The following is a 24,685-nucleotide window of genomic DNA, read 5'->3' on the forward strand; positions in this document are numbered from 1 at the left end:
TTTTCATGGCGACATCAAATGCCATTTTGTATACTTCTAGGTCTTCATGACTTTTGATTGGTTCTTTTTCCATTCCCCCTGCTCCCTGCTCCCTGCTCCCTGCTCCCCTGCTATCTTTGATGATGATCTCACAAAATCGCGTTGCTCCCCAGGAGGCAGGAGGCAGAGGGCAGGAGGCAGGAGGGAAAGCCTTATTATATCTAAGTTTCAAGGATTAATAATGTCCTAATTATCCTGGCTACAGCTATACTTAGATTTATTCAAGAATCAAATCGGATTCCTATATCTGACGCTCTGACGCGGAGAGATTTTTGATAAGCAATGATCCGGACTGCAATCTGCTGGATTATTCTGAGCTATTTCTTAATTAAATTCTGAATTGAGCGTAAATCGTAATCTAGGATTTTTCCAGTAGTTAAAAGTTGATATCCAGCGATAAATAAAGCAAATGAACCGATAACTACTAATAGGTTTACAGACGCGAATACATTACTAGTAAAAAATATCACACCAATTCCCAAGGCAAGTAACAGCCAGCCTAAAGAATGATTTATCCGCTTTTGAAAAAGAATATAAACTCCTGCCATACAAACTATAATCCCAGGAAGACGAACAAAAATACCAACATGGATATTAGCAGTTAGAATTACAATTCCTGCAACCATTAAAGCTATACCAATTAGCTTATTGGTTTTATCGGAGGTAGTTGGTATACTTCTGTGAGGAATTTGTGGCTGAACTGATGTGGGATTGGAGTTTGTAATCACACCTGATTGCTGATTTTGTTGATATTGGAATACAAATGTGATGGCGTTTCCTTGTCCAAGACTGATTTGATCTCCTATATTTAATTGATAGGGAGTTTTGGCTTCTAGCTTAGTATTATTTAAAAATGTACCGTTGGAACTTCCTAAATCTTCAAGAAAGTAAATACCACCTGTTACTTGGATTTGTGCATGAATGCGAGAAGCTATATCCCCATTTGGCAACTGAGAAACATCAATATCTGGTAAACTTTTTTCATTGGGCTTGCCAATAAGAATTACAGTTAGATTGGGTGGTAACTCAAAAGATGTGTTGGTTTGAAGATGAAATAGTTCTAAATTAAATCCTATATTGTTGACGATATTTATATTTTGCATGGCTGATTTTTTAGGATATTTATAAATGATTGAACATTGCTAAATATATCAAGCATTAGGTATGGAATTTAGCCAAATTATGAAACTGATTACTGTTAAGCGATACTTCCCCGTTTTCTAGCTTCTTTGTAGGAAATTCCCACATTTTTTATCCCGGCTTTAATCATTTGTTGTTCCAAAAGGGCAAAGAAACGGGCTTTATCACCACCTCTGACAACGGCTTGATTATGTGCCTCCGCAATTGCCACAGGATAACCGTATCCTTTTTGGACTTGTGCCAGCATTAATCCTAGGGCTTGGTCAAACATGATCGTATTTTCTGCTACCCAAGCCGGAATTTCAATGCGGGCAATTTCTGTACCTACATGAACGTAACAAAAGTAAATAGTTTGGTCTTCATATAATTCTAAAATTCGGTTATTACTGCGCCATAGGGGGCCACGTTGTCCAGGTAGGAGTTGGGTTGTCCATAGAGTTGTATCTCGCAAAGAATCAAAGATTTTACATGGTACATATTCTAATTGGTTGGGGCAATGGCTGACACAATCGGGTACTGGGTGGGGACAAGCCAACAACCGTAAAAAGTTCATGGCTTCGATATTGCGAGAGGCGCTCAGATAACCCATGATGGGAATTTGGGCAGCCCGCATCTGTTGCCAAGCCTCTAAAATGGGGGGTAAGATGCGATCGCGTGCATCCATCGGTAACTGTTCTAAAAACCAGTATATTAATGAACCATCCACCATTGCTAAGGCCGGGGCTTCTGTTTTCGCAGCGCAAGCCAGTTCTGCTAATACTGTAGTTTCCGAAGCTGTGCGACGATGACTCATCCATTCCTCAGTTCTAATTCCCCACTGACGCGACACATATAAATCTTCGGGGCGGTAAAATACCTCCGGTAAACTATCTAGTAAAGGGTGACGGTTTTGACCATAATGTAAAACGACTCTACCAATATTTAGCAAGTAACAATAAGCAATTTCATGATGGTTAGGTGCAATTTGCGAACCATCAGTAGCGATGACAGTATGAACTTTAGGCGGGACAGGGATAGTAATACAGGTTTCTAGGGGTTCAATTGGGGTAGCATTAGCAAAGAGAATGCGATCGCGCCATTTCTCTTGACGTGCAATTAACTCCTCTTGGCACTCAACAGCTTTTTGTAAATGTTGCTGTGCTAACTCCAAACGCTGACGACTCGCAGCCACTTCTGAAGTTAAATGTTGGCTAAAACCTTGCATTTGTCCCGATACTTTTGTTAAATCAAGCATAGTGGCTAAGTGTAATTGTGCTGACGGGGGGACAAAGTACGTTGAAACCAAGACTCTGTAACCCTTTCAATCTTATTAGACATAAAAAGATACAGATCAATTTCCACCCTTATTGATTCCATTGTCAATAATTTCGTTCGGAAAATCCTATTTAACGTTGGTGTTAATCCTAAAATTGGTTTGATATTTTGAATGGACTTCTCTTTCAAATCCTTGCAGGATAAGCTTTTCAGCCATGATTGTCCCCCGGTCAGGTAATTGTGTGAATAAATGTAATATCGTTTTCGGTTAAAGACTTATCATTAGGGAACCACGCGGGGACGGGTCGAGTTTTTTGATAAGTAGTTAAGGGACATGATATATAGCGTTTCCTAGTCTGATGAAGTACAAAATCATCTGCGTTTATCTGCGTTCATCTGCGTTTAATTATTACAGCTTGTACCTCATTTGAATGGTAATTGCTATATATGATATATAATTAATAACTGTATTCTAAAAATTGGCCAAATAGTGTCATGAAAAAATGGAAATTAACAATTACAACTCTCATCTTAGGAACTATATTATATAGCCCGAAAGTGAGTGCTAAAAATTTGCCAAATATTTCCGAATTTAGAATAAAATCATCATTCTTAGCACAAAATAATCTTAAAGAGGCAGTAGTCTATTTCCATCGCGGACTTAACCGACATACATCGGGAGATTTAAAAGGGGCAATTGAAGAATATACTCAAGCGTTACGGTTGCATCCTAATTTTGCTGAAGTCTATTATAAACGTGGTTTTACCCGCCATAAATTGGGAGATTTAAAAGGAGCAATTGCAGATTACAGCCAATGCATAAGCATTAATTCTAACTATTCAGGTGTTTACAATCATAGAGCATTAGCTCGCCATGATTTAGGAGACTTAAAAGGCGCTATTGAAGACTACAACCAAGCATTACTTCTTAATCCTAAATTTCCTGAAGCTCACAAAAATAGAGGAATTACGCGCCATCACTTGGGTGATCATAAAGGATCAATTACCGATTTAAAGATAGCAGCTAACTTATTTCAACAACAAAAAAGAATTACTAATTACCAAGAGGTTATTGAGCTAATTCAGAAGATAGATCGTAAGTAATGTAGATTTAACTTACACCTACGATCTATAATTTTCCTGAATCCCAATTAGAAACTGAAGTAATATATAGCGATTCTAAATGAGCCATGAACCTGACCGGGGGACAATCATGGCTGAAAAGCTTATCCTGCAAGGATTTGAAAGAGAAGTCCATTCAAAATATCAAACCAATTTTAGGATTAACACCAACGTTAAATAGGATTTTCCGAACGAAATTATTGACAATGGAATCAATAAGGGTGGAAATTGATCTGTATCTTTTTATGTCTAATAAGATTGAAAGGGTTACAGAGTCTTGGTTTCAACGTACTTTGTCCCCCCGTCAGGCCATGAACACCTATTTTATAGTAAGTAGAGTAACGTAAATAATTAAAGGTTTGTAGTGAGGTCTTTAGACCTGAAAGTAGGGCTGTAGCCCTAACTACGAGCCAATTTCAGAATTTTTTACCTTACTTAACATAGTTCTATTTATTTTCGCCTACCTACTTAGATGTTGGGTTACGACGCGGTTTGGTGATTTATCTGTAAGCGTTATAAGTTAATTACCGCATCTAACCCAACCTACAAGATGTTCACAACCTCTGCAAGGATTGCTATATCTCTCCAGTCAATTACAACCAAGTTGGAAAATCGTGAGCAAAATGAGAAAGTGATATTAGCTGAATTCGTGGATCATTTTTTCCTGCTTCCCGTTCTGGTTGAGTATTATAACCCCAATCTGCTAGGAAAAGTTTTACATGATCTAAGTCTGATTGCTGTTGGACTAATTGTAATGTTTTCAGCCTATCTTCAACAAACCATAAACTCACAGATTGGGTATTTGCTTTCTCAATTAATTCTCGCAAAGTTTCATATTTGGGGCGTTTTACTTCCTTGCCAAAAATTGCATCTGGTGGTAAATCAAGCCCTTCTTGTTGTAACAACTGCTGGACAAAACGGCCTTCTTTAGTAGTAACGATATATAACTGAACTGCACTCGCAAGAGTTATTTTTAATCTTTCGATCACACCAGGATAAAATCTATGTAGACTTAACCAACCATCTAAATCTGTCTTAATCCAATCATCTCGCAGATTATCTAACTTTGTAGAAACTTCTTTCGCTTCTAGGTTATCTGCTGCCAAAATTTGTGGAGTGATACTTGTCCATTCTTGGAGAATTTTATCATCAGAGAATCCAGCAATCAAGGCTTTAATTAAAACAGGCATTTCCCAACCCGTTTCAATTACCGGACGTAAGCGATAGAATCTTAAAGCTAAATCATCTGGTGGTGTGTCATTAACCGGCGACCAAATTTGACAGTAGGTACGCCATGCTACCTCAAAATATTCAATTAGTCCATCGCAAACCACTCCATCAAAGTCTAAAGCTAAAATCGTGGGACTATTCGCTGTCATTGTTTTGAGGATGTAAACTGCTATTGTCAGCTTACCGCACCTTTATATATGGTTATGTAACAATTACAGCAGCAGTCAGGAGTCAGAAGTCAGCAGTTATAGCAGGTGATAGTCTGAAAAGTCTTCTAAATAGGTTTTAACAGCAGCCAAAAGTAATATGACTAAAACTGTGAAGACAAGGGTATAAGACTCTGTGTAAACTTGATTCTTTATATCTAGACGCAAATACGCAATTACGTTATGCTTGGTGTTGAATCGCAAATTGGTGTATCTATGAAGACAACTCAGGTGATAAAAATAGCTCTAATTCCCATCTTAGCAATATCTACCCTTCTATCTATATCAAAGACAGCATTAGCCGACTACTTGAGAAGTGAAGGTTTTGGTGGTGAATACCGCTATGAATTATGGTCTAGTGATGACGGTAATAATTATTACTTAAAAATTTGGGATAAAGATGAAGATCCACAAAAAGATAGTTATGTGACAACGGGAAACTTTGAATCTAGTGGAGAAGCTTTAACTGAATTTGATTGTAACTACGCTAATAACAGCTTACCAGAGTGTCCAAAATAATAAACTTCAACACAAAAGATTAACCTCAGCGAACCTCAGCGCTAACCTCAGCGTACCTCTGCGTTTAAAAATCACCCCTCTCAGCAAAAGAGAGGGGTAAAAATTACTCTTACTCCGCACCCTCAATTGGTGCAAAACCTTGACGTTGGATGTTTTCTGTGATATGTCGCGGTTCTAGGAACTGCAAAAGATAATCAGGCCCCCCAGCTTTGGAACCCACACCAGAAAGTTTAAACCCACCAAACGGTTGACGGGAAACTATCGCCCCGGTAATATTCCGGTTAATGTATAAATTCCCAACTTCAAACTCAGCTTGCGCTTGTTCAATATGGGAAGGCGTGCGAGAATAAAGTCCACCCGTTAAAGCGTAATTCGTTCCGTTAGCTACTTCTAAAGCTTCCTGAAAATCTTGAACTCTAATTACTGCTAAGACAGGGCCAAATATTTCCTGCTGTGCGATTACCCCATTTGCAGGAACTTCCGAAAAAATCACGGGACCGATAAAATAACCTTGGGTTGGTGCGGGTAATTCCAAAGCCACTTTCGCTTCTCGTTTCCCTTTTTGAATATACTCCAAAATGCGATCGCGCGAATTAGCATCAATCACAGGGCCAACTTGGGTACTGGGTAATTCAGTTTCCCCGATATTTAAAGATTTTGTTGCTTCCACCAACCTTTCCACAAAAGCATCATAAATCGGTTCCAGCACAATTACCCGTGAACAAGCAGAACATTTTTGTCCACTATAACCAAAAGCAGATTGGACAACTCCGACAACAGCCTGGTCTAAATCAGCACTTTCATCAACAATAATGGCATTCTTGCCACCCATCTCCGCAATTACTTTTTTCATGTGCTTTTGACCAGGTTTAAGAATTGCGGCTTCTGCGTAAATTCTACATCCTACTTCCTGAGAACCAGTAAAAGCAATCACGTGAGTATCAGGATGATTAACCAAATAAGCACCGACTTGAGAACCCTTACCGGGGACGTATTGAAACACACCTTTGGGTATTCCGGCTTCTATCAGAATTTCTGTAAATTTAGCAGTAATCACAGAAGAAGTTTCCGCAGGTTTGAGTAAAGTACAATTCCCGGAAACCAAAGCCGCAACAGTCATTCCGCAAGCAATAGCCAAAGGGAAATTCCAGGGAGAAATCACAACAGCGATTCCTTTCGGCTGGTAAATATAACGATTGGTTTCTCCAACAACGTCATAAATTACACCTTTATCTAGCCGTTCCATTTCATCAGCGTAATAAAGACAAAAATCAATCGCTTCCGAAACTTCCGCGTCAGCTTCCTTAACAGGTTTCCCCACCTCCAAAACTATCCAAGCAGAAAGTTCAGCGCGTCTTTCCTCCATTAACTCCCCAGCTTGACGCAAAATATCAGCACGTTGTTTAACCGGAGTTTTCTTCCAAGCAGGAAAAGCAGCTTTAGCAAACTTCATTGCTTCCTCAGCTTGTTCAACACTCAGAAGTCCGATTTTTCCAACTACCTGACTAAACTTAGAAGGATTAAGAGAATCAACAAACGTGGTTGTATTTACATATTCCCCATTCAAAAAAGGTAAATAAGTTTTCCCCAACTCTTGACGCACACCCTCAAAAGCTAAATGCGACTTCTTCCTTCTTTCCGCTTCCGCAAAATCCGTATCCGCAACACCAACAAAACCTCTTTCCTCCTCTTTGCGCCTCTGCGTCTCTGCGTGAGCTACAATTGGAGGTGCTAACAACTCCTCAACCGGACGATTTTCTAAATTTTGACGTAAAAACGAACTATTTGCAGTATTTTCCAATAAACGCCGAATCAAATAAGCCATTCCGGGGAGAAGTTCACCGTAGGGACAATAAACCCGCACGCGATAACCTTTATCTACCAAAGCTTTAGCTATTTTATCACCCATGCCGTAAAGGACTTGCATTTCAAAACGACGACGGGGAACTTGGAGATTTTCAGCAATTGCGATCGCGCGAGATTGCGATCGCACATTATGACTTCCTATGGCAGAATAAACATACTGATGATTTTCCAACAATAGTTGCGTAATCGTTTCAAAATTCGCATCTGTGGCGACTTTATCATTATAAACTGGTTGCGGCCAATGCTTTTGGGCAGATTTGATAGTTTCTTGATCCCAATACGCACCTTTAACTAAACGAATGGTGAGAGGATAACCGCGTTGTTTTAACCAAGCAATGATATCCTTCGCATCTTGTTCACTATCACGCAGATATGCTTGGATAGTCATACCGATATCGGTACGTTGACGAAATTCCTCTTCCAGTAGAAGTTTCTTGAGAATATTGAAAGTGATATCTTTGTAGGCGTATTGTTCCATATCGAAATGGACGGCTGCACCTAATTCTTTAGCACGACGTAGTAAAATACGAATGCGATCGCTTACCCGTGCTTCACTACCTTCAGCATCCAAAGGATCAAACTGGGAATAAAACGCCGTTAATTTGACAGAAACTTGAACTTTCGGGATATTTTCACCGTCAGCTTCATCAATAGCCGGAATTTTCGCCCAATTTCTCGATGCTTCCACTAATTGCTGCATCAACTCCAAGTATCTTTCTAAATAAGATTGCGCTTCTGTTTCCGTAATCACCGCTTCACCAAGTAAATCAATGGTGAAAGCCATTTTTTCCTTTCGCAGTCTCTCAACGGTTTTAATGACTTGCTTAATATTTTCCCCAGAAATATACTTATGTGCCAGAGTTTGCACCGCAGTTCCCACAGTTGTCGCTGCTACCTGTGCTGGCATAGAATCAGGGTTAGCAAAGTTTAAAATTCCTTTTAATGCTGCGGGTAATTCTACCGACTCATCACCCAAATATTCTTGTAAATGGGACGCAATTTCTGATTTACTATGTAAAGCGGGTAAAGTATCTATAAATCGAAATAATTGTACCCGTAAACCGGGATTACTCATAGCCCAATCGAGTAATTTATCATCCCAGCGCATTTGATCCCGTAAAGCAGACAAAAATGAGCGATTTTCCCCAGTAGCAGCGAGAACCTGTTTAGCAATTTCTTGGGTTTTCGCTTCGTATGTACTATTTTCTACTTGTAATACCATAAAGTTTCCTAGTAGTTAGTTGTTAGTTGTAGAGGTTTAGCACTGCACTTTACCCCCACTGTCAGTTCCCAACCGACATTTTTCTGGAGTAATGTTGAATGATGGTGTAGAAATTGATTACGGTGTTATTTCTAACTTAGTTAGCGCCATTTTGTAAACTTCCCTAGTAGTTTTGAATGTGATTGTATTGAATATCTGGAAAAACTTGGCTTTAGTATCTTTGGGGATAGCTATAGTCTGCTTAGGAGGTTGTACAAAAAAGCCGACAGATGCACAATTGGAAGTATGGCGGAAAGAAGCAAGCGATCGCAATGCGGAAATTCTAGCAGATAAAGCTAAAAAGAACCCGCAGCGTCAGTGGAATTTAGTTATTCAAGGTGAGACAGCAAATGGTAAATCGGAAACCTTAAGTTGGCCGGAGTTGCTTAAATTAGCTACAAGCAATGTCAATACCATTGATGCCAATAACATTGTTAATCCAAATCAAGTCTTTAAATTTCAAGGAATACCCGTATCTACACTGTTAAAAAACTTTGGTATTCCACCGGGAGTGACAGAAATAACTTTTGTGTGCTACGACGCTTATCAGGTAACAGTAAAAATAGAAGACTTACTCACGTACCCAATTATTTTAGCACTTGCTAAAGATAATAAACCAATTCAGCGTGACCAAGGTGGTCCCATTTATTTAATCTTTCCCTATACTAAATATCCCCAAATCAGACAAAAGTATAATGAGGGATTTTGGGCGTTTTATGTAACTCATGTTATCTTTGGTACAGAGAAGCCCTTAGTGCGTGTAGGTGATAGTGAACTCAATTTAGCCGATCTTGATAAATTACCACAAGTTACCCTCAACCAAAATGTTGGTTATAGCGTCTGGTGGCCTGGTAGCAAAGTTAAATTACATGGTGTCAGGGTTGGGAATGTGCTTTCTTTTGCTGGTATAAAATCTCAAAATTCTGTAGTCGTAACAGGGAAACCAGAAATTTACCGTAGAAATTCTGATCCTATAGAATTAACATCTACAGAGATACGCAACTGTAATATCATTTTAGCAACTAGATGGGGTGAAGATAAACAGCCGATATTAGCAAAAATGGGTGGTCCTGTGACTCTGGCCTTTGGTGATGATTGTCAAAGCAAAACTAAAAATCAACGTTGGGTGACTTTTGTAGAAGAGTTAACTCCACAACCATGAAAATTTTTACTTTTCGTTCTATTCGTACCCAAATCATGGCTTCTACCACCTTGCTAATTTTGGGTTTGATTGGTGCAATAGTTGCGGTTTGGGTAAACAGTGAAAATACCATCTACCGTCAAGAAAAGTTGAATGATACTAAAAGTCTTTCTAACATTCTCAGTTATACATACTCTAACGAACTATCGGAAGAAAATTGGACTCAAATCCGCTTAAACATAGAATTAATCTTGCGGGAAAATGAAGATTTTGTCTATGTCTTTGTCTCTGATAATCGTCAAGACAATCAAATTGCTGCTGCTTCTCCTAGCGAATATAAAAATCAGTACATTCCCAATCTTGTCCCCTTAAGTGTCACCAATAATGCTTTAAAATCTTCTGAACACACTCGTGTGCTAGAAACATTTATCCTCAAAGATGTTTATTTTGCAGATAAATTGCGGATTAAACGGGGTGAACCAATAATTGAAGTAGCTTCAGATATTCGCACACTAGCTGGTAAAAAACTTGGCGTTTTACGAATTGGCTTATCTCTGCAAAAAGTAGATCGTGCCGTTACGAATGCAGTCAATCAGGCTTTGATAGTGGGTTCTGTGGGACTTGCTGTAGGTTGGGTATGTGCCTACATTCTAGCACGACAGTTAAGTGATCCTGTCCGGCGTTTACAATCCAGTGTAGCTCAAATTGCTGGGGGTGATTTACAACATCGTGCAGACATTCATAATCGTACAGATGAAATTGGCGCATTGGCAAATTCCTTTAATGAAATGTCTGCAATATTGCAAATCTCTTTTAGTAAATTGCAAAAGACATTAGAATCATTTGAGAAATTTGTACCAGATAAATTCGTTTCTGTCATTGCCCCCCAAGGAATAGAAAATATTCAAGTCGGTATGGCTTCAACCCGAAAGATGACAATTTTATTCTGTGATATTCGGGGTTATACTTCTATGTCTGAAGCAATGGCACCGATGGAAATATTTACCTTTTTGAATGACTATTTAGGTTGTATGGGACAAGCCATAGATGAAGCAGGAGGATTTATTGATAAATATATCGGTGATGCCATCATGGCACTATTTGATGATGATGCTACAGACTGCGCCCTCAAAGCAGCAATTTTAATGCAAAAGGCTTTAGATAAGTTTAATTATGAGCGAGCGAAAAAAAAATTACCAATTATTTCCGTTGGCATCGGCATTCATCGTGGTACTGTAGTCATGGGTACAGTAGGCTTTACGTCCCGCATTGATTCCACCGTCATTGGTGATGCTGTCAATGTTGCTTCTCGCATTGAAGGACTAACAAAGCAATATGAATGTGGAATTTTGTTAACTGAATCAGTAGTTAAAAGCTTATGCCATCCAGAATTATTTTGTCTCAGACTGGTAGATGAATCAGTGAAAGTTAAAGGCAAAGATGCAGCAATATCTATTTATGAACTACTAGTACCGCAGGACGGAATTAAAAATTAGAAATTAAAAATTAAAAAAGCTTTTTAGGAATTTTTAATGATATCTTTATTTCCGCCGTGCTGTAATTGACCACAATTAGAAATTAAAAATTAAATAACCCATAAATCAAGAGACTGTGTCGCGTGTAGTCCATCCCTACTCAGGTATCAAGGGGTTTTATATCAAGTCCTGCAATTGCTTATCAAAAAGCTCACCGCGCTGTTCCCTAATGATAAGTATTTAACCAGACAGGATCTTACTCTTACCTCCTGAATTCTCCTGTAATTATGCTTACAGAAAATCTCACCCTGATTTTATTTTCTCATTGGCAGCAAACAGTCCAACCCTTCGGTGTTAACTACTTAGCAGCAGATCAAGCCTTCAATCATCTAGTTACAGCTTATTCTAGCCCCAATCGTTACTACCACACACTGGAACACATTTATCACGTCCTTAACACTATTGATACTTTGCAAATTTACGCCCAAGATTTACCCTCTGTCCAACTTGCAGCCTGGTTCCATGATGTAGTGTATGACGCTCAAGCTCAAGATAACGAAGAAAAAAGCGCTGATTATGCGGAACAGATGCTGACGAATTTAGGGATTGTAGCTAGCAAGATTACTAAAGTCAAAAGTTTGATTTTAAACACCAAAAACCACAAAGCAGATAATTTAGATAGCCAGGTTCTCATTGATGCAGATTTAGGGATTTTGGCTGCTGAACCAGTCAATTATCAAAAATATGCCCAAGCTATTCGCCAAGAATACGCTTGGGTGTCAGAGGTAGACTACATCACAGGTCGGCAGCAGGTTTTAGAACGGTTTTTGCAGCGGCAACGTATCTACTTTACACCTTTGATGTTGGAAGTGGCTGAAGCATCGGCTCGTTTGAATATTCAGGTAAAAATTGATACTCTAATAAAAACTACTGGGTCTAGCTTTCAGTTAACATAACGCCTGGGTAACAGAGAACCTGCAAACCTGTCGTCACATCAACGCAAAAACCAGACCCAGTATGAAATTTTAGCAGAATATCAATTCTTAGCGTCTACCACGATAAGGAACTGCATTGAGGTAATCAATGTCAAATGCAGATAGCTTTTGTGCGTAATTACCCTTGCCAGAGAGTGATGCAGCCATATCCGCATATTTGCCTGGATCGCCTTCTGCCATGCGCTTTTCTTTAGCTTTGCGGGTGTAGTATTTTTCCAAAGTAAAGCGCCAGTCGGTTGTGACTGTACCTGCTGTTTCTTGGAAGTCTTCACCGTAGCGAGGTGTGACTAAGTTGTAGGGACGACCTTCTCCACGCTTGCGTTGGTAAGGTACAGTGTTGTCACCAAAGCTGCTGGTATACTCTTCGCTGTCTACTAAAGCATCAACAAAGCCGCTAAAACCTTTTGTACCAATGACAATTGACCAAGCAATTTCTTCAGCTTTGTTATAAGCAGAACGACCCAAAAGGCGCTTGAGGGTGATGTCTACTAGACGATAGTTGTTATTAACGGAGACAACTAAACGATAGAAAGCCTCAGATTTAGCTAAACCCCGGATGAAGTCCCGCACAGAGAGAGAGCCGTTTTTCAGCTGAGATTCTAGAGTTTTTTGACGGTTAAACTTGAGAATTTCATGTTCGCTGAAAACTTGGCGATAACCAGCCCAAATGATGCTTTGGATATCAGTGTAAGAACTAATATCTTCTACACGGTAGATATATGGAGTATCTTCATTTAGGTCAGAAGCACCGAAACTGCTAACGCGGTGATTTTGAGTGGTTGGTTTGTATTGAAGTAATGGCAGTGCCATGCTGCGTTATTCCTCTTATTAACAAATTAAACTTTGAAAACTGAAAGAGGCTTGATTACTCAGATTCCTCATTCACGCTTTATCTATTTTCCCGCATTAGGTTACACACCTATTTCCCAGATTTAGCGCACAGGAAAACTAGCGCTGGGACTGACGGAAACTGGAATACCTTGGGGCTTGGTTTCCCTGCTGGTATCGGGAATTTTAATGTTCGCAGTACTAACTGGTGTGTGGGTGACAGTTCTAATGCTGACGGAATTAGCCATTTTGAAGAAGTCTTGGATACTTCCTGGCTTGTAGCGTGCATCTTCTAGCTTGTCGCGCCAGTAGTTCGCATAGCGGGGTGTGACCAAATTGAAAGGTCTATCTTTATAGCGTCGCCGTTGGTAGGGAATAATATTCTCACCAAAGCTGCTTTGATATTCTTCAGAATCTAGTAAAGCATCAACAAAGCCGCCCCAACCAACGGTAGCAATTTTGATTGACCAAGCAATTTCTTCATCTTTGTTGTAAGGCGCACGTCCTAACAACCGCTTGAGGCCAATTTCAACCAAGCGATAGTTAGAGTTGCTCTGAATTACCAAACTTTGGAAGGCTTCAGACTTAGCCAAACCCCGGATAAAGTCCCGCACGGTAATGGCTTTATTCTTTACCTGAGATTCTAAATTAATCTGACGGTAGAATTTCAGGATAACGTGTTCGCTGAACAACTGCCGATAAGCCGCCCAAATTAATTCTTCAACTTCGCCACCCGCAGCATAGTCTTCTATGCGGTAAATTCTGGGGGTGTCATCGTTGGGAACTTCGTAACCAGCAACACGCTGGTTTTGTGAACTGGGTTTATATTCTAGTAAAGGTATTGCCATATTTCAGGGGTGTTGTGATTTGTGAGTTGTCACTCGTCAATTATTCTTAGTTAATGACTAACGACCAATGACCTAATTCATCTGGGTTCCAGGTATGTAACGATAGGGTAGGGCAACTGCTACAGCTTTGATAGTTGGTTGCTCTGTACCTATTTCGCGGGTAGTTTCGGGAATTTCCAGGGTTGTGATTTGGGAAGTAACCGAAGCAATTGTGCGCTGATAGTTACGTTCAGTGGGGATAATTGTTCCTGCCATTGCAAAGAAGTTAGCAGGAATTGCCTTCCGAATATCTTCTGTGGTTAAAGATCCTGAAGTACGAGCGCTGTAGAAAGAACGACCAGACAATCCTAGGATGTTTTGGGTATCGCGCCAGTAGGCATTATAGCGGGGATTGACTAGGTTAAAAGGTCTTGAACCGTAGCGGCGACGTTGAAAAGGTACAATGTCATTACCAAAGTTTTCTAGGTACTCGTCCGAGTCTAACAAGGCATCAATGAAGCCATGTAAGCCTTTTGTCGCAATCACAATTGACCAAGCAATTTCTTCGTCTTTGTTGTAGGCAGCCCTTCCTAAAAACCGCTTTAAGATGATATCCACTAAGCGGTAGTTAGAGTTGAGGTCTGCTACTTGAGTACGGAATACTTCTGACTTACCTAAGCCGCGAATAAAATCCCGAACGTTAATTGCCCGATTTCGCATTTGCGATTCTAAAAAGCTTTGGCGATTGCTCTTTAAAATTAGGTGTTCGCTGAAAATCTGCCGATATGCTGCCCAGATGATGCTGTCAATATCTGCATCTGAGGTGGCAGTATCCAAGCGGTAAATAGTTGGAGTGTCTTCGTTGGGAACTTCGTAGCCATCTACCCGCTGGTTTTGCGAGGAGGGTGAATATTCTAGCAGTGGTATTGACATCTTTACTTTTACCTTTTTTTATGCTAAATAAAGCAGTTTATTGATGGTAATACCAAGTTGGTATAGTTAGTATTTTTTGAGATTCTGGAAAAAGCCTATTAATCCCAAATCTAAAATCCACAATTGGTATAAGCCAACTGAACGCGGGCGCGGACTGCCTTTTCGTTATCATTAGCCAACATTTCTTGGAGTTTAGTCAAAATAGACTGTCTCACATCGGCTATTTTCGCTAAAGCTTGTAAACCGACAACGGCAGCATAACGAATTGACCAGTCTGTGTCTTGGGAGATTAACAGCAGTGTATCTAAGGCTCTATTGATGGCTGTTTGACTTTTGGGAAAATCTAACCTATGCCAGTTTAAGTTACCTAGTCCTTTAGCCGCTGCGCGGCGGACACTAGGGGCAAAGTCAGTAGCAGCAACTGTGATTAATACGTCTATTGCACGGGGATCAGCGATCGCTGCTAAAGTGCGAATCGAATAAGCCCGTGCGCCATAGTTATAATCATCTATTTGCTCTAGCAATTGTGGTACTGCTATTTCTCCTAACTCAGTCAATCCAGCTACTGCCACTGCCGCTGCCCCTGGGTTGTTATAACCAAAGACAGCAATTAAGGTGGGAATTGCTGCGGCATCTTTGGCGGCTGCTAGGTTCTGCACGGCTGTCAGCATTTGGGCTGGTGTTTCCGCTAAGGTGACAGCACGAATTAGTTCATCCATTTGTCAGTTGTCATTTGTCACTTGTTAGTAGTAAAAAACAACTTTGTGGGCGGGGAAACCCCGCCCCTACCACTGACTACAACAGTGAATCCATCAGGTTCATTACGCTGATGGCCTCATCAGAAACACCAATATCATCGAACTTATCTGGAAGTTGATGCTCTAGCAATCCTTTGAGGGCGATAAGTTTGAAGCTATTTTCTGCTTTAGATTGTGCGATCGCATCTGCGGCTGCTAGATACCCGATTGCCCCCAAGTCCCCTAAAACAACACGGCGCAATTTCAAATCACCTGCTTCCAACATTTTCACCAACAGATCACCATAGCTGGTATCTTGTGTCAGTTGGTACATGGCTCTTGCTGCGGAGCATTGTACTCGTGGAACCGGATGCTTGAGAAAAGGCTGAATCAGGTAAATAGCCTCAGTTGCACCAATAGCTCCCAAGGCTTCTAAAACTGCTTCATAAGGCTGGGCTAGATGAGGGCGACCAGGTACTTGCACTGCTTGGGAAACACCGCCATCAAGCAGTTTAATCAGTGCGGGTATTGCTGTTGGAGCGCGGAGCATTTCCAGCGATTGGACTGCTGCTTCACGGACATAAAAATCAGAGCATTCTAAGCACTTAATCAATGCTGGTACAGCTTTGGTATTTCCCAATTTGCCCAAGCTTCGGGCTGCATTGCGTCGTAACGGATAACCACCGAGTTCTGTTTTGTCGGCTTCATCTTCTAAGGCGGCAATGAGTGCATCTACAACTTCTGGCTGACTGATCCGAAACTTACCCAACCACCAAGCAGCATAATAGCGGAGACTTAAATCTGGTGATTGCAGATTAGCAATTGCTATCTCTGGTGTTAACTGTGTCCCGTTTTCGACCGAGTATTCTTCTGCACTGGGTTCTATCATTGCCAGGGCGTTAGTTTTCCTCTGCTGAAGTCAATGGTTCAATCTTGACGATTCTGCCACCTAGACGGGTAATCCGCTGCATTTCTTCGTTCATCCGGCTATAGGGTACGGTGATGAACACGCTACCACTACGACGAATATTGAATTGATTTTTGTCGGTTTCTTGATTTTGGCGCAAGCCTACTACTTCGTAACGAAATACTCGGCTTGCAGATGAAGAAACGCTACCAGAACCAAGTGTGGTTTGACCGAACATTGCTTCTAATCTCCTCTTGATGAATTTTGCCGACAAAAAGCTAATTTTAGATTTCAGAAAAGCCGAAATTTTAGATTTTTTGCTACTGAATCAATCTAAAATTTACTAGCCCACGAATTCGTCCGTGGGTACAATCCAAAACTTAAAATCTAAAATCTAAAATTCACCTTACGTTGATGTGATGCTGACGATTTTCCCGCCTTGCTTGTGAATTTGCTGAATCTTGTCAGACAGTCGCTCGTAAGGTACTATAAATGCTGTACTACTCCGCCGTACACTTGGGTAACCTGGACTGCGAATCCCTGTTACTTCTACTCGGTAAACACGATCCGATTGCCCTACAGAATTGCCTAAATTTTGCTTAGGAGCGTTATCCCCAGATGCACGGAAACTCCAGTTATCGTTGCTGCCTGAAGGTCCAACAATTGAAGAAGACTTATTACTTGCCAACTCCTGTGCTAACCGAGATCTAGTTCCTTCAAGTTGAGAGGTATCGCTATTGGCGTAACCCCGGTATAAACGAAACATCCGGGTAAACCCAGCGATGCTTTGCCCTGGTTGAGTGGCAAAACCACGATAGTAAGGAACAACATTGTCACCAAAGCTGTTTTGGTACTCCTGAGAATCCATATAGGAGTCAATTTCAGCATCGTAACCCTTGTTAATGTACAAGTCTAAGTGGTATGTCACTTCAGACTCATCATAGGGAGCGCGACCCAACAAATGTTTATAGTTGAGTTCTATCAACCGAGTTTGGAAACTGTTATAAAAGAATTTGGCTTTGTAGAGTTCTGATTTAGCAACGCTCCGCACGAACTCCCGCACTGTTAGGTTGCCATCGCGCAACAGTGATTCTGCGCTGACCAGGCGATCTGATGCCAAAATATAGTCGTTTCCTAAGACTTGCCGATATACGGCTTGGATCACCAATTCGACTTCTTCTCGGCTGGCGTTGGGGCGCAGTTCAACTCGACGTGCCTCACTATAAGGCTCTGTTCCCAGCCTCGATGCTGCTGTTGTAATTGCCATTTTTTTTCCCCTATTTTATTTGCCCTACGGTTTTTGTAACCGAGTGCTGGCTGAATAAAGCTTGTTATTTATGCCTACATAAAACTATGCCCGGAGCCAGATCCAACTGCTAGGTGATCCAGCGCGGTCTTGGGAACTTGCCCATGAGCCACTGGCTAACCCCGAAGGGTTGATTTCATCCAGCACTTGTATCCCTCTCCGGGCATGACGCTATCTAGCTGAGAGCGTTGATTGCGTAGTCAAGGTAGGTGTTAGCTTCGTTAGCAGCTTGACCACTCAAGCCATGATTGCTCTTGATGTACTTCAGAGCTTCTACGTACCAGCTGGGAGACAAATCAAACGCACTGTTGATTTCAGCCAAACCAGCAATCAAGAATTCATCCAAAGGACCTGTACCACCAGCAACTAAGCTATAGGTAACGATGCGTAGGTAGTGACCAACGTCACGAGCGCACTTGGACTTACCACGGCTATCAGATGCAAATTGAGCGCCTGGTGTAGAGGTGGTGTAAGGGAATTTTTGGTATACAGCACTGGTTGCGCCATCAATCAATTTTTGAGCGTTAGCTGTTAAACCGCGAGCAGCTTCCATGCTTGCAGCTGCACGTACAAAACGGCCATTAACTGCTTGCAGTTCGGTGTTGCTTAGGAAACGTCCTTGGGTATCAGCAGCTGCGATTGCTTCGGTAATTGGTGTTTTCATGTTTTCTTATCTCCTTGATTGTTTCTTAGCTTTTTTTACTTGGAGAAAATCTCCAACTCTCAGCCTCTAGGCTATTTGAAGTTATTAACCAACAGCCGCAGCAGCGCGATCAAAATAGCTAGCTAATTCAGAAACTAACGATGCACAATCACCTTTGGTGATACCGTTGGGATCGTTAACAATAGAAATTGCCGCTTCTTTCATTTTGCCAATACCAACTGCTACAGAAGCACCAGGAGTACCCAAAGATTGGTAGGTTTCGCGTAAGCCGTTCAAGCAACGATCATCTAAAACACTAGAGTCACCAGCCAATGCAGCGTAGGTAACATAGCGTAAGATGATTTCCATGTCGCGCAGACAAGCTGCCATGCGACGGTTGGTGTAAGCGTTACCACCATTAGCGATCAACTGGGGTTGTTCTTCAAACAAAGCACGAGCCGCGTTGGTAACAATAACTTTAGCGTTGCTGGTGATGCGGTTAACGGTATCTAAACGCTTGCTGCCTGAAGCTACAACTGCTGCTAGTGCATCTAGTTGCTCGGTGCTGAGGAATTCGCCTCTAGCGTCAGCTTGGGAAACTACCTTGGAAAATACATCTAATGTCATGGACTCTATTCTCCTAATTACTTAGTTGAGAGATGTTTTGATTAAAACTGTGGATGTTTTATCAATTTGGAATTGGCTGACAGCAAACTATAATTAAACGGCCTATTTACTTAGTTTCCCAACTCTTCGGCATGATGTGCCAGAAATTATGAGAATCAAAGGTAATTTTATGAGAAACAACTAAATCTGGTGAATTAGCGGCATCGTTTAACTTTTATTTGTTGTTTAACCCCTTCAGATTAGTTTATACAATGCTATAGATCCTTTATTTATTACAAATTATGAATAAATAAGATGTGGCAATAAGAAATGCCTCAAATCCTTTACATACAAGGACTTTGGCTGAGAAAAGATGGATATTTTTGTTACAAAACTTTACAATAGATGAGGATCAGCAGGAATTTTAGGGCTTTAATCTTAATTTAAGATTTGCCATAACCCTTATCAGGGCTTTGTTTGACAGCTTTTGATGAGATTTACAGTTTCACCAGGTTTTGTTACACAATGTAAATGTTACATTTCTAAATTTTTTTTACGAGCCTTTGTCATAGTCCTCCCTGGAGAGATGGGGAGGAAGTTCACAAATCCCCAATCATCGGCGACGAAGAATGTCTAGCAAGGTGATCAAGGATTGGGGAAGGGTTGCGGTAGCTTCGATCCAATCTCCAGATACTGGATGCTGTAACCTGAGTCGCCAAGCATGCAGTGCTTGACCAGGCAAATTTACCCCCACCGAACGACCAGAACTATAAATAGGGTCGCCGACAATAGGATGACCGATTTTGGCGCTGTGGACACGAATCTGATGAGTGCGTCCTGTTTCTAATTGAAAGTGGATTAACGTGTAGTTACCCAGGCGTTCTCGAATTTGCCAATGAGTGATTGCTGATCTTCCCCCTTGTTCTATGGGGACAATTGCCATTTTTTTACGGTCTTGGGGATGACGACCAATGGGTAAGTCAATGATGCCGTTGTCAGTCTTTGGCGCACCGTAAACCACCCCTAAATATTCTCTTCTGGCGGTTTTTGCTTTTAGTTGTGCTTGGAGGTGTTGATAAGCGATATCTGTTTTAGCGATCGCGATCGCTCCAGTAGTATCCTTATCCAATCGGTGAACAATTCCCGGACGTTGAACGCCACCGATTCCCGGTAAATTAGGACAGTGAGCTAATAACGCATTCACCAAAGTACCATCTGGATGTCCGGGTGCAGGATGAACTACCAAGCCTGCGGGTTTGTTGAGAATAAGTAACTGGTCGTCTTCATAGAGAATATCTAACGGTATAGCTTCTGCTACCAATTCCAAAGGTTGTACCGCTGGAATTTCCAGGATTATGCGATCGCCTGCTTTGAGATGAATTTTTTTAGATGTGCAAACTTTGTCATTGAGTTGGATATAACCCTGTTCAATTAACTGTTGAATACGAGACCGGGATAAGTCTGGTAATTCTTCGGACAGGTAACGATCAAGGCGTTCAGTTTTTTCTTCGACTTGGAGATTAATGGCGGTCACAATTGCTTAACTTTAAACTGCTAGATTCGTGAGGACTGCACTGATTTTAACAACATCAGCAATTCTCGATCACACCGGATACTGATTTAAAAAAAGAGAATTATCAATACTCATCCTGGGGCTGTTTCATGTTGGGTAACACTCCACAATCCATAAACATCCTGATGGTGAATTCTCGAAGCCGAAAAGAATAAAACAACTACCGTATTAGCTGTAAATCTTATTTCTACCAAATAGAACCAGTCGGATCTTTTTAAATTTACATTTTCAGACAACAGAGGAGCGATCCTAGAAGCAGCAGAGGAAAAAAGGTTTTAGCCTTTACCAAAAATAAACCTGATGTAGCTCATAAGTATAACAGCTTCTTACCAAATAATACTTATTTATCCCAGAAACTAATTATAGCAATCCGAGTTGATTTCTGTATCCCTTACGGGAGGCGTAGCCATATTTACTGGCGTGGGTAAGAAAGAAAAGAGGTAGATGAGTTGGTCGTTTTTTACCAAAAAATATAAGTCCTATATATTCCCAGACAGTTCAGTTAAGCATTTGTTTCTTCTCTCTGTGTCGCACCAGTTGCTACAAGTCGGCAGAATCGTCCAACTCACTGGTTCCTCTGTGGTTAGTTTAAAAAATCACTTTGACAAAAAATTATGCTTAACAAAAACCCATTGCTATATAGTGCAGTAAAAATTGATAATTGAGGTACTCTATCCATAATCTTGTGTCATTTAATTACTACTTTTTTGAACCACGTAAAATTTCCTCATAGAAGAAATTACGGTTAAAATAGAGTCGTCCACAAATTTTGATTTTTCCTATTAACTTCAATTTTTCATAATAGGTTTAAAATACTTTTTTATTTCTCTGATAAATCTAGAGTAACCTGAAATTTAGTAAGTAATAACTGAGCATCTACCATTTAACTAAAAATGGCTGTTTTTTTAGGTATTTACTATACAGATGAGAGTCAACTGCCACAAAAGACTAAACCAGAGTCATAGAACCGTAAAGACTTGATTGTTCTCTTTTACTGATAAAGGAGTCCTATTTGATTTTTGGAAACAACGACCAACACATCTATTTACCTGCGTTTCCTGGTGCCTATTACTTGTTACTCCCTTCCCAATGTAAGATTACTTATCTTCTTCCTTCTTTCTTTGCGTCCTACCCGGCGAGAAGCCACTCCGCGTCTACATTTAATCGCTATTCTTCGGGTAGAAAGGGAAATAAGAGCCTCTACTTTCTCTTATAGATGCTACCTCTAGCAGAGAGTAAGTTACGGCAGTTGCAAAGTAGGTACAGTCTAGCCAAAAATACAGAAAGGAAATCTGATTTTTGGAATACTGTTTTCTAGCAACAATTTCAGACTTTTGGCTTGGCAAGTTTGGTGTGGGGTGTGGGGTGTTGGGTATTGTGTGATCTGGATCAGGACTTGCTATACTCACCCCAATATAAACCGTTATCTTGATCTGGCAGTACGTCCACTTTAGACCGGTGTGAATCCCCAACGGGTGATTCACAAATTGTAGTTGAAAATTTTTATTTGAGCTTAGAGCCGTGCTAATGAAAACGCTTCCTATTAGTAGATACAGATTTTTCCAAAAGCTACAACCCCTATCTCTGTTGAAAAAAATCACCAGTAAGTCTGTGACTGGTTGTCTACAAGTATTTAGCACTTCAGGGGCTTGGTCTATATATGTACAAGAGGGTAAGCTCATTTATGCTTGCTACTCAGAACAAATGTTTGAGCCGCTATATAGAAATTTGCAGCGATTAAGTCAACAAGATTCTACTCTGCCAAGAGAGATTAATGAGCAGTTGCAGACAATATTTGAAAGAGGTGTGGAAAATCAATCTATACCGAATCCAGATTATTTGGCTATTTGCTGGCTAGTTAACGAGAAATATCTGAGTCCCTTACAAGCCGCAATGCTAATTGAGCAATTGTCTCTAGAATTTCTAGATTCGTTTCTGAAAATAGAAGAAGGGAGTTATGAATTTATCCCTGAGAGTTTTCTGGATGATCTACCCAAGTTTTGTCATTTGAACTTGCGCTTATTAGTCGAAAAGTGTGAAGCCGGTGTAAAAATTTCGCGGGAGCAGTTTTGGCAGCAGAATCAGTCCAAGACACGCACCGCAACAGAAGTACAATTACCCCCAATTAGTAATAGGCAAGTCACTGCTGACAGAAATAAGCAAAATTACTCACGACCTACTGACAAGAGAAATTACACCATTTTTTGTGTAGATGATAGTCCGATGGTTTTAAATGCCATTAGAGGTTTTCTAGACGAGCAAATATTTTCTGTAATTGGTGTTACCGATTCTTTAAAAGCTTTAATGGAAATTTTCCGCGTCAAACCAGACATGATTTTGCTAGATGTGACAATGCCTAATTTAGATGGGTATGAAGTATGTGCTTTATTACGGAAACAGGCATCTTTTAAAAATACACCCGTGATTATGGTGACAGAAAAACCCAGCTTAATAGATAGAGCCAAAGCCAAGCTAGTCAGAGCTTCTGGTTGCATGACTAAGCCGGTTAATCAAGGTGACTTACTAAAAATCATCTTTCAGCACATGGTTTAAGATCCTCACAGTCAAGATGACACTGGACGACATCCAGCTAAAATGCTGTGCATCTTCACAACCGCTCCAATTACTGCGATCGCCGGGGCGCTAAAACCAGTCTCTTCTACTTGCTCAACAATTGTCCCTAATTCACCAATTAATTCTTCTTGTTCTGGACGAGTACCCCATCGTACCAAACCAATCGCCGTCTCTACACTTAATCCAGCCAATGTTAATTGCTCCACGATATAAGGTAGATTGTGGATACCCATATAAATCACAATTGTTTCTGAACCTTGAGCGATCGCTTGCCAGTTAACTGCCGGTCGATATTTACCCGCCGACTCGTGACCCGTTACAAATGTCACTGATGAACTATACAGACGATGAGTCAAGGGAATACCAGCATAAGCTGCGGCCGCAATTCCGGCTGTGATCCCTGGCACAACTTCCACGGCAATTCCTGCTGCTACCAATTCTGCCATTTCCTCCCCACCGCGCCCAAATATAAAGGGATCTCCACCTTTCAAGCGCACGACAATTGCATGATCCAGAGCTTTTTCAATAAGCAGTTGACTGGTTTCTTCCTGCAACAGTGAATGTCTCCCCATCCGCTTACCGGCGTTAATTTGCTCTGCTTGGGGATTGATCATCTCCAGAATTGCCGGACTTACCAAAGCATCATAGATAACGACATCTGCACATTGCAACAAGCCTTTCCCTTTCAGAGTCATGAGTCCGGGATCACCGGGGCCTGCACCGACTAAATAAACCTTACCCAAAAACTTTTTCCTCTTCTTTTGATAAATCGCAAATTAAATCAGCTAGTTCTGCACTTGCTCCCAGAGGCGGCACTAATTTAAATGTCACCCCTGGAAATTGCAATTTTAGCGCTTCTACTGATTTAGCGATCGCATCAGTTATGCCACCAGTAAATAAAAAGTATGGCAGAATCGCAATTTGTCTATAACCACGAGCGACTAACTCTTTCACTCTTGATTCTAAATTCGGAAGTACAGACCAATAAGCAGCTATTGCTCCCAAACTCGCAGCCATATTTTCTACAGGCTGTTGGGAACCAGAACGACGGCTACCATGAGATAACAGAATTGATGCCTCTACTTTTATGTTAGCCATTGCCGGCATCAGCAATTTCTCTAAATCGGGATGACTGCCTAAATATGGTTTTAGGTCAATGATCATATCTTGACCCAGTGCCTTTTCTGCCAGTGCTATTTCTGCGGGAATATCGGTCATCACATGAACACCCGGCAAAAGAAATAACGGTACAATCTTCAGGCAGTTATACCCATAGGTCAAAGCACTTTCAGCAAAATCTTGAATCTGCTGGTGTAAAGGTTGCTCATTTACTTCTAATGTCGCTGTCCCTACTAAATTTTCACCACTTGGTAGCTTCTGACTCACAAGCTGGGCAAGTTCCTGCATAGCAATATCTGGTCGTGGATCACGACTTCCGTGAGATACCAAAAGATAGGCAGAAGGCATAGGCAAAGGTACAAATTGAGTACTGAATATTACGTA

Annotated in this window: 22 protein-coding genes and 1 pseudogene; 6 read left to right on the forward strand and 17 right to left on the reverse strand. The window is 40.9% G+C overall.

Going from position 1 to position 24,685, the window contains the following annotated elements:
* The 3 genes and pseudogenes from H6G68_RS27305 to H6G68_RS19780 form a co-directional block, all read right to left on the reverse strand.
* A pseudogene (locus H6G68_RS27305) lies at window positions 1–211 on the reverse strand (hypothetical protein); the annotation flags it as partial.
* 145 nt (window positions 212–356) lie between these two features.
* On the reverse strand, window positions 357–1,142 hold the full coding sequence (locus H6G68_RS19775; protein ID WP_190908173.1) for an FHA domain-containing protein: 786 nt from the start codon (window positions 1,140–1,142) through the stop codon (window positions 357–359).
* 95 nt (window positions 1,143–1,237) lie between these two features.
* Window positions 1,238–2,413, reverse strand: a complete 1,176-nt coding sequence (locus H6G68_RS19780; RefSeq protein WP_190908174.1) for a DNA double-strand break repair nuclease NurA — start codon at window positions 2,411–2,413, stop codon at window positions 1,238–1,240.
* A gap of 515 nt (window positions 2,414–2,928) precedes the next feature.
* Between H6G68_RS19780 and H6G68_RS19785 the strand changes: the two genes are divergently transcribed.
* The gene (locus tag H6G68_RS19785; protein WP_190908175.1) at window positions 2,929–3,537 is read left to right on the forward strand and encodes a tetratricopeptide repeat protein; all 609 of its coding nucleotides are present in this window, start codon (window positions 2,929–2,931) and stop codon (window positions 3,535–3,537) included.
* Window positions 3,538–4,148: 611 nt separating this feature from the next.
* Here the strand turns inward: H6G68_RS19785 and H6G68_RS19790 are convergent.
* Complete coding sequence (locus H6G68_RS19790) at window positions 4,149–4,934, reverse strand: HAD family hydrolase (RefSeq protein WP_190908176.1); 786 nt, start codon at window positions 4,932–4,934, stop codon at window positions 4,149–4,151.
* Between the two features lie 273 nt (window positions 4,935–5,207).
* Between H6G68_RS19790 and H6G68_RS19795 the strand changes: the two genes are divergently transcribed.
* On the forward strand, window positions 5,208–5,510 hold the full coding sequence (locus H6G68_RS19795; protein WP_242045330.1) for a hypothetical protein: 303 nt from the start codon (window positions 5,208–5,210) through the stop codon (window positions 5,508–5,510).
* A gap of 109 nt (window positions 5,511–5,619) precedes the next feature.
* Here the strand turns inward: H6G68_RS19795 and pruA are convergent, their stop codons facing one another.
* Window positions 5,620–8,598, reverse strand: coding sequence for an L-glutamate gamma-semialdehyde dehydrogenase (gene pruA / locus H6G68_RS19800; protein WP_190908178.1), 2,979 nt, complete (start codon window positions 8,596–8,598; stop codon window positions 5,620–5,622).
* Between the two features lie 178 nt (window positions 8,599–8,776).
* Between pruA and H6G68_RS19805 the strand changes: the two genes are divergently transcribed.
* The 3 genes from H6G68_RS19805 to H6G68_RS19815 all read left to right on the forward strand — a co-directional run bounded on the left by H6G68_RS19805 (window position 8,777) and on the right by H6G68_RS19815 (window position 12,209).
* Complete coding sequence (locus H6G68_RS19805; RefSeq protein ID WP_190908205.1) at window positions 8,777–9,799, forward strand: molybdopterin-dependent oxidoreductase; 1,023 nt, start codon at window positions 8,777–8,779, stop codon at window positions 9,797–9,799.
* Window positions 9,796–11,274 carry an adenylate/guanylate cyclase domain-containing protein gene (locus tag H6G68_RS19810; protein WP_190908179.1) on the forward strand — a complete coding sequence of 493 codons (1,479 nt, stop codon included), beginning with the start codon at window positions 9,796–9,798 and terminating at the stop codon, window positions 11,272–11,274. The genes H6G68_RS19805 and H6G68_RS19810 overlap by 4 nt, the downstream gene beginning before the upstream one ends.
* Window positions 11,275–11,540: 266 nt before the next feature.
* The gene (locus H6G68_RS19815) at window positions 11,541–12,209 is read left to right on the forward strand and encodes an HD domain-containing protein (RefSeq protein ID WP_190908180.1); all 669 of its coding nucleotides are present in this window, start codon (window positions 11,541–11,543) and stop codon (window positions 12,207–12,209) included.
* 87 nt (window positions 12,210–12,296) lie between these two features.
* On the opposite strand, the gene H6G68_RS19820 is transcribed toward H6G68_RS19815, so the two are convergent.
* The 10 genes from H6G68_RS19820 to H6G68_RS19865 all read right to left on the reverse strand — a co-directional run bounded on the left by H6G68_RS19820 (window position 12,297) and on the right by H6G68_RS19865 (window position 20,569).
* The gene (locus H6G68_RS19820) at window positions 12,297–13,058 is read right to left on the reverse strand and encodes a phycobilisome rod-core linker polypeptide (RefSeq protein ID WP_190908181.1); all 762 of its coding nucleotides are present in this window, start codon (window positions 13,056–13,058) and stop codon (window positions 12,297–12,299) included.
* Window positions 13,059–13,180: 122 nt separating this feature from the next.
* Window positions 13,181–13,924 carry a phycobilisome rod-core linker polypeptide gene (locus H6G68_RS19825; protein ID WP_190908182.1) on the reverse strand — a complete coding sequence of 248 codons (744 nt, stop codon included), beginning with the start codon at window positions 13,922–13,924 and terminating at the stop codon, window positions 13,181–13,183.
* A gap of 72 nt (window positions 13,925–13,996) precedes the next feature.
* Window positions 13,997–14,836: a phycobilisome rod-core linker polypeptide gene (locus H6G68_RS19830; protein ID WP_190908183.1), complete on the reverse strand. Its 840-nt coding sequence runs from the start codon at window positions 14,834–14,836 to the stop codon at window positions 13,997–13,999.
* A gap of 110 nt (window positions 14,837–14,946) precedes the next feature.
* Window positions 14,947–15,555 carry a HEAT repeat domain-containing protein gene (locus H6G68_RS19835; protein WP_190908184.1) on the reverse strand — a complete coding sequence of 203 codons (609 nt, stop codon included), beginning with the start codon at window positions 15,553–15,555 and terminating at the stop codon, window positions 14,947–14,949.
* Between the two features lie 76 nt (window positions 15,556–15,631).
* Complete coding sequence (locus tag H6G68_RS19840; RefSeq protein ID WP_190908185.1) at window positions 15,632–16,462, reverse strand: HEAT repeat domain-containing protein; 831 nt, start codon at window positions 16,460–16,462, stop codon at window positions 15,632–15,634.
* A gap of 10 nt (window positions 16,463–16,472) precedes the next feature.
* Complete coding sequence (locus tag H6G68_RS19845) at window positions 16,473–16,718, reverse strand: phycobilisome linker polypeptide (protein ID WP_127055132.1); 246 nt, start codon at window positions 16,716–16,718, stop codon at window positions 16,473–16,475.
* Between the two features lie 168 nt (window positions 16,719–16,886).
* Window positions 16,887–17,747, reverse strand: coding sequence for a phycobilisome linker polypeptide (locus tag H6G68_RS19850; RefSeq protein ID WP_190908186.1), 861 nt, complete (start codon window positions 17,745–17,747; stop codon window positions 16,887–16,889).
* A 214-nt stretch (window positions 17,748–17,961) separates the two neighbouring features.
* Window positions 17,962–18,450: a phycocyanin subunit alpha gene (cpcA, locus tag H6G68_RS19855; RefSeq protein ID WP_127055130.1), complete on the reverse strand. Its 489-nt coding sequence runs from the start codon at window positions 18,448–18,450 to the stop codon at window positions 17,962–17,964.
* A gap of 84 nt (window positions 18,451–18,534) precedes the next feature.
* A complete protein-coding gene (locus H6G68_RS19860; RefSeq protein WP_127055129.1) occupies window positions 18,535–19,056 on the reverse strand; it encodes a phycocyanin subunit beta in 522 nt (173 codons plus the stop codon).
* Window positions 19,057–19,648: 592 nt separating this feature from the next.
* Window positions 19,649–20,569, reverse strand: coding sequence for an RluA family pseudouridine synthase (locus tag H6G68_RS19865; RefSeq protein WP_190908187.1), 921 nt, complete (start codon window positions 20,567–20,569; stop codon window positions 19,649–19,651).
* 1,566 nt (window positions 20,570–22,135) lie between these two features.
* Here H6G68_RS19865 and H6G68_RS19870 point away from each other — a divergent pair.
* Entirely contained in the window at window positions 22,136–23,161 is a 1,026-nt protein-coding gene (locus H6G68_RS19870) for a response regulator (RefSeq protein WP_127055126.1), read from the forward strand.
* Window positions 23,162–23,172: 11 nt separating this feature from the next.
* On the opposite strand, the gene cobA is transcribed toward H6G68_RS19870, so the two are convergent.
* Window positions 23,173–23,925, reverse strand: coding sequence for a uroporphyrinogen-III C-methyltransferase (gene cobA / locus H6G68_RS19875; protein WP_190908188.1), 753 nt, complete (start codon window positions 23,923–23,925; stop codon window positions 23,173–23,175).
* Window positions 23,918–24,649, reverse strand: a complete 732-nt coding sequence (locus H6G68_RS19880; RefSeq protein WP_190908189.1) for a sirohydrochlorin chelatase — start codon at window positions 24,647–24,649, stop codon at window positions 23,918–23,920. Before H6G68_RS19880 ends, cobA begins: the two co-directional genes overlap by 8 nt.
* Window positions 24,650–24,685: the final 36 nt, after the last annotated feature.

The sequence above is a fragment of the Anabaena catenula FACHB-362 genome, from assembly GCF_014698735.1.
Taxonomy (GTDB): Bacteria; Cyanobacteriota; Cyanobacteriia; order Cyanobacteriales; family Nostocaceae; genus Anabaena; species Anabaena variabilis_A.